This window comes from Sulfurovum sp. (genome assembly GCF_036568385.1).
Taxonomy (GTDB): domain Bacteria; phylum Campylobacterota; class Campylobacteria; order Campylobacterales; family Sulfurovaceae; genus Sulfurovum.
This window is the reverse complement of record NZ_DATCSP010000060.1, coordinates 1-8,495: the sequence shown is the minus strand read 5'-3', so window position 1 is coordinate 8,495 and position 8,495 is coordinate 1. Positions and strand designations below refer to the sequence as shown.

Annotated in this window: 8 protein-coding genes and 1 pseudogene; 2 read left to right on the top strand and 7 right to left on the bottom strand. The window is 45.7% G+C overall.

Annotated features, from left to right (window positions below; all coding sequences use genetic code 11):
• The 5 genes and pseudogenes from VIM88_RS06565 to VIM88_RS06545 form a co-directional block, all read right to left on the bottom strand.
• Positions 1–968 (bottom strand): annotated as a pseudogene (locus VIM88_RS06565) (biotin attachment protein); the annotation flags it as partial.
• A 14-nt stretch (positions 969–982) separates the two neighbouring features.
• Positions 983–1,225, bottom strand: coding sequence for an OadG family protein (locus tag VIM88_RS06560; RefSeq protein WP_331862088.1), 243 nt, complete (start codon positions 1,223–1,225; stop codon positions 983–985).
• A gap of 76 nt (positions 1,226–1,301) precedes the next feature.
• Entirely contained in the window at positions 1,302–2,684 is a 1,383-nt protein-coding gene (locus VIM88_RS06555) for a DEAD/DEAH box helicase (RefSeq protein WP_331862087.1), read from the bottom strand.
• Positions 2,685–2,801: 117 nt separating this feature from the next.
• Positions 2,802–3,566 carry an undecaprenyl-diphosphate phosphatase gene (locus tag VIM88_RS06550; protein WP_331862086.1) on the bottom strand — a complete coding sequence of 255 codons (765 nt, stop codon included), beginning with the start codon at positions 3,564–3,566 and terminating at the stop codon, positions 2,802–2,804.
• Between the two features lie 13 nt (positions 3,567–3,579).
• Positions 3,580–5,301, bottom strand: a complete 1,722-nt coding sequence (locus tag VIM88_RS06545) for an ABC transporter ATP-binding protein (protein ID WP_331862085.1) — start codon at positions 5,299–5,301, stop codon at positions 3,580–3,582.
• A gap of 289 nt (positions 5,302–5,590) precedes the next feature.
• Between VIM88_RS06545 and VIM88_RS06540 the strand changes: the two genes are divergently transcribed.
• The gene (locus VIM88_RS06540; RefSeq protein WP_331862084.1) at positions 5,591–6,013 is read left to right on the top strand and encodes a group III truncated hemoglobin; all 423 of its coding nucleotides are present in this window, start codon (positions 5,591–5,593) and stop codon (positions 6,011–6,013) included.
• Between the two features lie 8 nt (positions 6,014–6,021).
• Here the strand turns inward: VIM88_RS06540 and serB are convergent, their stop codons facing one another.
• Positions 6,022–6,645: a phosphoserine phosphatase SerB gene (gene serB, locus VIM88_RS06535; protein WP_331862083.1), complete on the bottom strand. Its 624-nt coding sequence runs from the start codon at positions 6,643–6,645 to the stop codon at positions 6,022–6,024.
• Positions 6,646–6,724: 79 nt separating this feature from the next.
• Here serB and VIM88_RS06530 point away from each other — a divergent pair, with 79 nt between their 5' ends.
• Positions 6,725–7,642, top strand: coding sequence for a methylenetetrahydrofolate reductase (locus VIM88_RS06530; RefSeq protein ID WP_331862082.1), 918 nt, complete (start codon positions 6,725–6,727; stop codon positions 7,640–7,642).
• A gap of 44 nt (positions 7,643–7,686) precedes the next feature.
• Here VIM88_RS06530 and VIM88_RS06525 read toward each other — a convergent pair whose 3' ends face one another.
• Positions 7,687–8,367, bottom strand: coding sequence for a glycerophosphoryl diester phosphodiesterase membrane domain-containing protein (locus VIM88_RS06525; RefSeq protein WP_331862081.1), 681 nt, complete (start codon positions 8,365–8,367; stop codon positions 7,687–7,689).
• Positions 8,368–8,495: the final 128 nt, after the last annotated feature.

Here is an 8,495-nt window from a genome sequence, read left to right as displayed (position 1 = left end):
GCGTCTCTCATCATTTGCGTATTGGCTGTCAATGCACCGCCAGGCATAGGTGAGAATGGGATCAGCGGCGATACCTGTGTCGCTTCAGGCGGGATCATATAGTCAGCAAGACACTCTTTGAGTCTCTCTTCATACTTGAGTATTTTGTCCAGCTGCAGGTCACCCAGATTATAGTTGGATCCTTTCGTCGCATGAAGCATCGTCAGAATATCCGGCTGGCTTGTTCCACCGCTCACCGGTGATGCTGCCATATCTATACCATTAGCCCCTGCTTCAAGTGCCGCCAGATAGGAAGCGACCGAAACACCTGCGGTTTCATGCGTGTGCAGTCTGAGGTGTACACTCTCGCCAAGAAGTTTTCTTGCCATATCGATCGTGTCATAGACTTTGTGCGGATTCGCGGTTCCTGATGCATCTTTAAAACATACGCTGTCAAATGCTATGCCGGAGTCCAGGATGTTTCTCAGCGTTTTCTCATAAAACGCCACATCATGCGCCCCTGTACATCCTGGAGGCAGGTCCATCATCGTGACAACCACTTCATGGTTCATACCATGCTTTTTGATCATCTCTGCAGAAAATGCCAGATTGTTCACGTCATTCAGTGCATCGAAGTTACGCACGGTCGTTGTACCATGTTTTTTAAACATTTTTGCAAAGAGGTCTATCATCTCACGGCTTCCCGTATCGAGCATTACCGTGTTGATACCGCGTGAAAGTACTTGCAGGTTCGCATCAGGTCCTACGATCTCCCTGAAACCATCCATCATATCAAATGCATTTTCCTGCAAATAGAAGAAAAGTGATTGGAATCTTGCTCCTCCGCCAAATTCAAAGTGGGTTATACCTGCTTTCTTCGCTGCTTCTACTGCAGGAAAAAAGTCATCCATAAGTACACGGCCGCCAAAGACCGACTGAAAGCCGTCCCTGAACGTTGTGTCCATTACATCAATATATTTTTTTGCCATTTATAATACCTTGCTTATGATTGTTTTCGAAATTCTGCGACAGCTGCGGTAATTGCTGCCACATGATGGGCTTCTTCGGTAGCATTACTGCCTGACCCTGAAGGTGGAACAACTTGAGGCTCCTCTTTTGCAAAGAACTTATTTATAATCTTTGCCTGCAGCTTCATGACCTGAACAAGCACCACTAGAAATACGAATACGATCAGCATCCCCAGTACCATAAATTTCAGGCTTTCACCTACTAAATTAACTTCCATATTAACCTAACCTTCTCGTAGTTTAATTCGTTTTATTTTAAAACAATTTTGCTTGCTATTAGTTAAAAAAAAAGAATTATCTTCTTTTTCTCCTGCGATTGCCGCCGCGTGTTTCTTTTTGTTCGATCCTGTACTCTTCGAGCATTTCATCTACCCTGTCCTGACTAAAGCCTATCTGTGATCCTGTGTTCTGATGCTCCTGCTCTATAAAACGTGAAAGCAGCTTTTCAAGAAGCAGGGTCCTGTCCATATCTCCCATATACGCCAGCAGTGCTTCTGCATCACTGTGTACAGGTATGTCTCTTATCAGTTCGGCCAGATATTCGCATCCTGCATCATCCAGTCCCTGAGGCCCTTTTATCGTTGCCAAACGCATCTCTGCACCTACCTCTTTCTGGATACGCTGAAGTTCTTTGAACTCTTCGGTGGTTACAAGTGTGATCGCTTGTCCTGCCTTTCCTGCACGCCCCGTACGGCCTATGCGGTGCACATAAGATTGCGGATCGAAAGGGATATGGTAGTTAAAGACATGGGTCACATTTTTAACGTCCAGACCACGTGCAGCCACATCGGTCGCCACCATGATCTTTGTCTCGCCTCTTCTGTAAGATTTGATCACTGCTTCTCTGTCCATCTGCTCCAGGTCACCATGCAAACCGCTGGCGTTAAAGCCTAAGGCATTCAGGTGTTCGACCAGTCTGTCCACTTCACGCTTCATACGGCAGAATATGATACATTTGTCTGTATCTTCGGTTTCAAGAAGCCTTACTATGGCATCATCTCTTTGATTTTCATGGATCATATAATAGCGCTGTTCAATGATATTGTTGGTCGTTTCATCGTCTCCCACCGCTGAAATGAACTCCGGCTGATAGAGAATGTGATTTGCCAGCTCTTTGATAGGCTCAGGCATGGTTGCGGAAAAAAGAAGGGTTTGTCTGTTCTGAGGTATATAGTCAAAGATCTCCTTGATATCATCCAGGAAACCCATATCGAGCATCTCATCGGCTTCATCCAGTACGACTATTTCGGGATTGAACACATCGATCTTCCCTTTTCTGTAGAGGTCTTTGAGTCTTCCCGGTGTTGCCACAACGATCTGCACGCCTTTGTGTATCAGCGCGATCTGGCGGCCATATCCTACCCCTCCATAGACCGTGAGGGTCCTGATACCGGCAAAACGCCCTAAGTGGTATAGTTCATCCGACACCTGGGTCGCAAGTTCTCTTGTAGGGGTAATGACCAGTGCTCTTTCTATCTGACCTTTGGCAAGTTTGTCCATCATCGGCAGGCCGAATGCCGCTGTTTTACCTGTACCAGTATGCGCCTGCCCTACCATGTCTGTTCCCCTCATCACGATAGGAATGGCTAACTCCTGAATGGGGCTCGGCTCTTTAAAGCCTGCTATCTTCACACCTTTTGCCAGATCGGCATGAAAATCAAATTCACTAAATTTCATTGTGTACCTTTAAAATACAGGGGTATGCCCCTGCTCGTGTCCAAAAAGCTTTTGAACTTAACCAAAACCCCCGTAAGGGTTTTTATAAATCCAAAACGTTTTTCTCTGATGATCCCGCTATATCCATAGCAGCAGCACTATCCCAAAAAGGATCCTGTAGATGCCGAATGCGACAAACGTGAATTTCTGAAGAAAGACCAGAAAAAGCTTGATCGTCACATAGGCGACTATAAAAGCAGCGGCAAAGCCTGCTAGGAAGGCACCCCACTCTGCGTCTGCAAAATCCTGATAGTGTTTCAGCAGATCGTATCCGCTGACCGCTGCCATCACGGGGATCGCAAGCAAAAAAGAAAACTCTGCCGATGTTTTTCTGTCCAGTCCTGCCAATAAACCGCCGATGATGGTAGCCCCTGCCCTGCTTGTTCCCGGAATGAGTGAGAAGATCTGGGCTATGCCCACCCACAATGCCTGACTGTAGCTTGTCTTTTCCACATCCTTCACATGGAACTCTTTCTCTTCATAAAAATACTCGACCACCAGGAAGACCAGCCCGCCGGCAATGAACATCCATGCGACCACCTCGACGGTAAAGAGTGTTTTGATCTCATCTTTAAAGAGGAAACCCACGATGGCCAAAGGCAGAAAGGCAACAAAAAGTTTTTGCCACAGATCGATCTTTTTAAAAGTGATCTTTTCCCTGTAGATCAGCATCACGGCAAGGATGGCCGCAAACTGGATGATGACCTCATAGGCTTTTGTCAGTGCATCCTGGGAGACCCCTAAAAACTCGCTGGCGACTATCATGTGGCCTGTAGACGAAATAGGCAGGAATTCAGTGAACCCCTCGATCACACCTATGATAATTGCTTCAAAAATATCCAATCTATTCCTTTATTTAAACCATGCTGCTGAAGTAGCTCTCATCTTTTGCCAAGAGCTCTTTGGGTGTACCGCTGTCAACCACCATACCCTCTTCGAGGACATAGATATACTCTGCACTTTTGATGGTACTGAGCCGGTGTGCGATGGTGATGACCGTCTTTTCTGCTAAAAACGCTTGCAGCGCACCGAAAAGTCTGTCTTCTGTATGTACATCCAATGCTGAAGTCGATTCATCAAAGATCACCACTTTGGGATCTGCCAAGATCATCCGTGCGATGGCGACTCTCTGACGCTGTCCTCCACTGAGCTTGATACCGTCTTTCCCGACCAGTGTATCAAGTCCCAGATCTAAACGTTCTATGACATCCGTAAGCTGAGAAATTTCAAGGGCTTTTTGCACCTTTTCATTGCTGTACGTTTTGCCTAACGTTAAATTGAACCGCATTGTATCATTAAACAGTTTAGGATGTTGCAAGATAAGATGAATATTTTCTCTGATACTGGAGAGCTTGAGTGCTTTGTTCGAGACATCGCCATACAGGATCTCTCCTTTTTCGAACGGATAAAATCCCACCAGAATATTCGATAAGGTTGTCTTCCCGGAGCCGCTTGCACCGACTATGGCCACCTTGGAACCTTTGTTGATACGCATATTAATATTAGTTAATATGTTTTTTCCCTTCTGATAGGCAAAAGAGAGGTCTTTCACTTCTATATCCAGGGCGTCTTCTGCATCGAAAGGATTGCACGGTTCTTCTGTCCGGGGTTCCTGTTCCATCTCGTAGATGCTGTTGATACGGTTGCAGGCTGCCCTGGCAGTGGCAAGTGCATACTGAAAATTAATGATGTCCTGCGTGGGTGTTACCATGACCCACAGGTAAGAGAAGATGGCAAGCATCAACCCTACGGAAAGATCAGAGTATGCCACGGCCAATATACTGACTGCCCTGAAGACTTCATACCCGCTCAAAAATATCAGGTAGGAGTATTTCATCGCAGCTTCGCTTTTATACCCGTAGGCGATGGCATGCTCTTTCAGCTCTTTCGCTTTCGCCTCGCTCTGGTCAAAAAAGTATTCTTCTTTATTTGCCGCACGGATCTGATGAAAGAGTTCCAGCGTTTCTGTGAGCGCAGACTGGAAGAGCTCCACTGCCTTGTTCTCCTCTTTTTTAAGTTTCCCGATATTGCGTGCGAATTTGGCCGTGAAGAAGACGACGATGGGGTTGGTGACCAAAATAAAAATGGCAAGCTGCCAATGTATCCAGATCAGTACTACGGCTGAAAAGAACAACACAAATGAGGCGATGATCAGTTTGGAGATCGTGCTGCTTACAAAGCCGTCGATGGTCTCCACATCCGTGACCAGTTTAGAGGTGACTGCGCCTACACGCATCATCTCATACTCTTTGAGTGAAACATGTTTCAGATGTTTGAGTAGAGACTGCCTCATTTTGTATGTAATATTTTTTGATATGATCGTAAATATCCTGCTTTGTACAATGCTTAATAAAGTACTTAAGGCACGCAGAAAAATGATCAGGGCCAAAACAAATAGCACATACCCTTTGGTATCACTTGTGAAAATGTATTTTGATATCCAAGCGATGAAACCGTGGTCCTGCCCCAACAGGAGCTCATCGACCAGAACCGGAATAAAAAGAGGGATAATGACAATGATCAGCGTGGAAAGCAGCGCAATCATATTACCTAATATGACAGCGCTTTTGTAACTCATAAGTTGCTGTATGATACCTTTGATACTGCAACTTTTTTTATCAGGAAACACGCTTTTCTCCATTGTTTTTTGCATTATAGCATTTAGGGATAAGGGTGAGATGTGGATTGCCCTTGTCACACCTATTTTCTCTGCAAAAAACAACGTAGTGGTCAAAATGAAACGTACTGGCGTCAATGGCTTGCTTATGAACCACTATTTATTCATTTTTGAAAATCTCGCTATAATTCCATCCGAATTTTACCCTCTGCCTTGGGTGCATAGGCAGTTTGAATCACAAGGATGAAGCGTGCAACTTGCAAATAAGATCACGAAAGAAAATATTGAAACATTGGTCACCCTGTTTTACCACAAAGCTCTGAAAGATGAAGCGATAGGTCACTATTTCGTGCTTGAACTGGGCGATGACATCGAAAATGAAGAGTGGAAAGAGCATATAGATACATTGGTGAACTTCTGGACGACGGTCTTCTTGGATGAGGCACTCTATTTCAGCGATCCCTACGGACCCCACTTTACGATCGTCGGATTGAAGCAGGAAGACTTTACACACTGGATAGCACTTTTTTCCGAGACAGCCGATGAAGTCTATACCCCGGAGATAGCGGAGCAGTTCAGGGAAAAAGGCATCTACTACTCTAAAGATTTTATACAGAGATTAAACGCGGACAACCATATAGAAAATCTTAAAAGTGCAATGACCTGGGAGTAAACCCAGGGTTATACTAACTTCAAGATCTCTCGCAGATCCTTGACATCCACACAATGGGTTGCCGCTTTCTTTAGAACCGGTTTTGCACAGAACGCCACACGGGTATCTGCATGTGCGAACATACTGAGGTCATTTGCGCCGTCGCCTACGACCAGAGTATCTTTTCTGTCTACACCAAGGAGATTTTGCAGCCGTACGATCATCTCCCCTTTGGCATCTGAGTGCATCATCTCACCGCCGACCTGTCCGGTGAGGACCCCGCCTTCACTGTGCAGGAAGTTTGAGAAATCTGCGTCAATGCCTAATTTCTCACAAGCCGGTTTGGTAGCATTTCTAAAGCCGCCGGAAAAACACACCACCGTATACCCGCGTTCTTTGAGACCAGCCACCACTTCAAAGGCACCCGGCATCATAGGAAGATCAGAACAGATCTCATTCACTCTCTTTTCTTCCAGTCCCTCTATCAGCGATACTCTGGCGACCAGAGACTTGAAAAAATCCAGCTCCCCTGCCATCGCCCTTTCCGTGATCTCTGCAACGGATGCTTCCAAACCAAGCGGAGCAGCCAAAAAGTCGATGGTCTCACCGTCCATCAACGTTGAATCAAAATCAAATACGGCCAGTTTAGACATGGTGTTACCTCTATGCATAATTTAGGTAGAATTATAACCAAGAAACCAAAATACAAAATAATAGTAAAGAGTCTATCCCATGTTCGAAAATTTTTGCAACATTCTTTGTAACGATAAGAAATTCATCACTGTAGAGATCAATCCCCCGCATGGCGCATCCATAGACGGGATCATTGACGACATTAAAAAATACAATTTGCAGGATAAGGTCACAGGTTTTTCATGCACGGACAATCCTTTGGCAAAACTGAAGATGTCAGGCGTTCTTTCTGCCATCAAAGTGCAGCAGACATTTGGGAAACCTGTCATTGCCACCATGAGTATGAGAGACAAGAACAAGCTTTCCCTGCAGTCCACCCTGCTTGGGGCCAATGACTTTGACCTGCGCTGTATACTGGCACTGACAGGTGACCCTGCGAAGTTCTCGGACCAGCCGGAGGTAAAGGGGGTATTGGAGCGTGATTCTACACTGCTTCTGAGTATCATCTATCACCTGAACAAAGGAGTGGACTACAGCAATAAGCCGTTAAATCCCGCACCCAAACCCATCTATCCCTTCGCTGTCAGCAATGCCACGGCCAAAGACATGAACAGCCTCAAAAAACGTATGGTCAAAAAGCTCAACTACGGCGCACGTGCCATCATCACCCAGCCGGTCTATGACCTGGAAAATGCCAAAGAGCTTCTGGCGCTTTTTGAAGAGGCCAAAGCAGTGAGCATAAGGGACACGGCGAAAGAAGCGCAACTTGTACTTGGGCAGTTCCCTATCGTAAGAGCCAGAACGGCCAATTTCATTAACGACAAAGTCCCCGGCATCTCTGTACCGAAATCTATCATTGACGAAATGAACCTTGCGGCCATGGATGGCGAAGAGAAAGAACAGGAAGTAGGCTTTGCCCTTTCAAAACGCATCTTTGATGAGATGATGGCGCTGCATGGAAAAGTGCACTTGATGACACACAACCGTTTTGATCTGTGTTCGGACCTGATAGGGTAAAATAACTTCAATATCCTCGTGCTTTCTACGAGGACCGCTTTCTTTTAAACACTTGCCCTGTCAAAGATCATCGGATATAGCAACCCGTAGAGTGTGACAAACAGCAGCGGTACTGCCCAGATGAGCCCGATACCCAATGCCAATGCCCCCAGTGCCATGATGATACTGAGCAGAAAGAAGAGACCAAAGACCTTGAACCAATGTTTGGTGACAGCCTTTCTTGAAAGCTCCATGGCCTCCCAGACATCCATTCCCTTGTCGGCTATAAGCGGTAACGTGAAGATGTAGGCGATGCTCAGATAGATACCCGGAAGAATGAACAGTAAAAAACCTATCACTGTCATGATGTAGATCATCAGAGCCGCCAATGACAGCTTGCCCACCAGGTGGTAGTAGTTGAATACGGATTGAAACGCTGGCTGCTCTCCGCGTGAATAGCGGATGGCAAGCATCATGATCCCGACGATCAGCGGCATCAGTACAGGGTAGCTCAAAATAGTAACGATCTGCTGGTTCAGAAGGTTTGGTTCCGCTGGAGGCGGCGGTGATGGGAAAAACATGGACAATACGATCTGAACGATAATGGAGATGACCACATAAAGAACAAAGGCAGCTAAAAATATCCCCTTGACGCCTTCTATACGCCTGAAACCCTCTTTGATCATCTCGATGATGTCAAAATCATACTCCGGTATATGTTTTTCATCCACATTGTTATGTCCCATTTTTTCCCTTTCGATCTCAATAGGCCATTATAACCTAAAACGTATGGATTGTTAAACTTCTTCTGCTATACTCACAAAAATCATAATTAGGAGACAATATGTCTGAGTTAAAAAAGTTCCGCCTTATC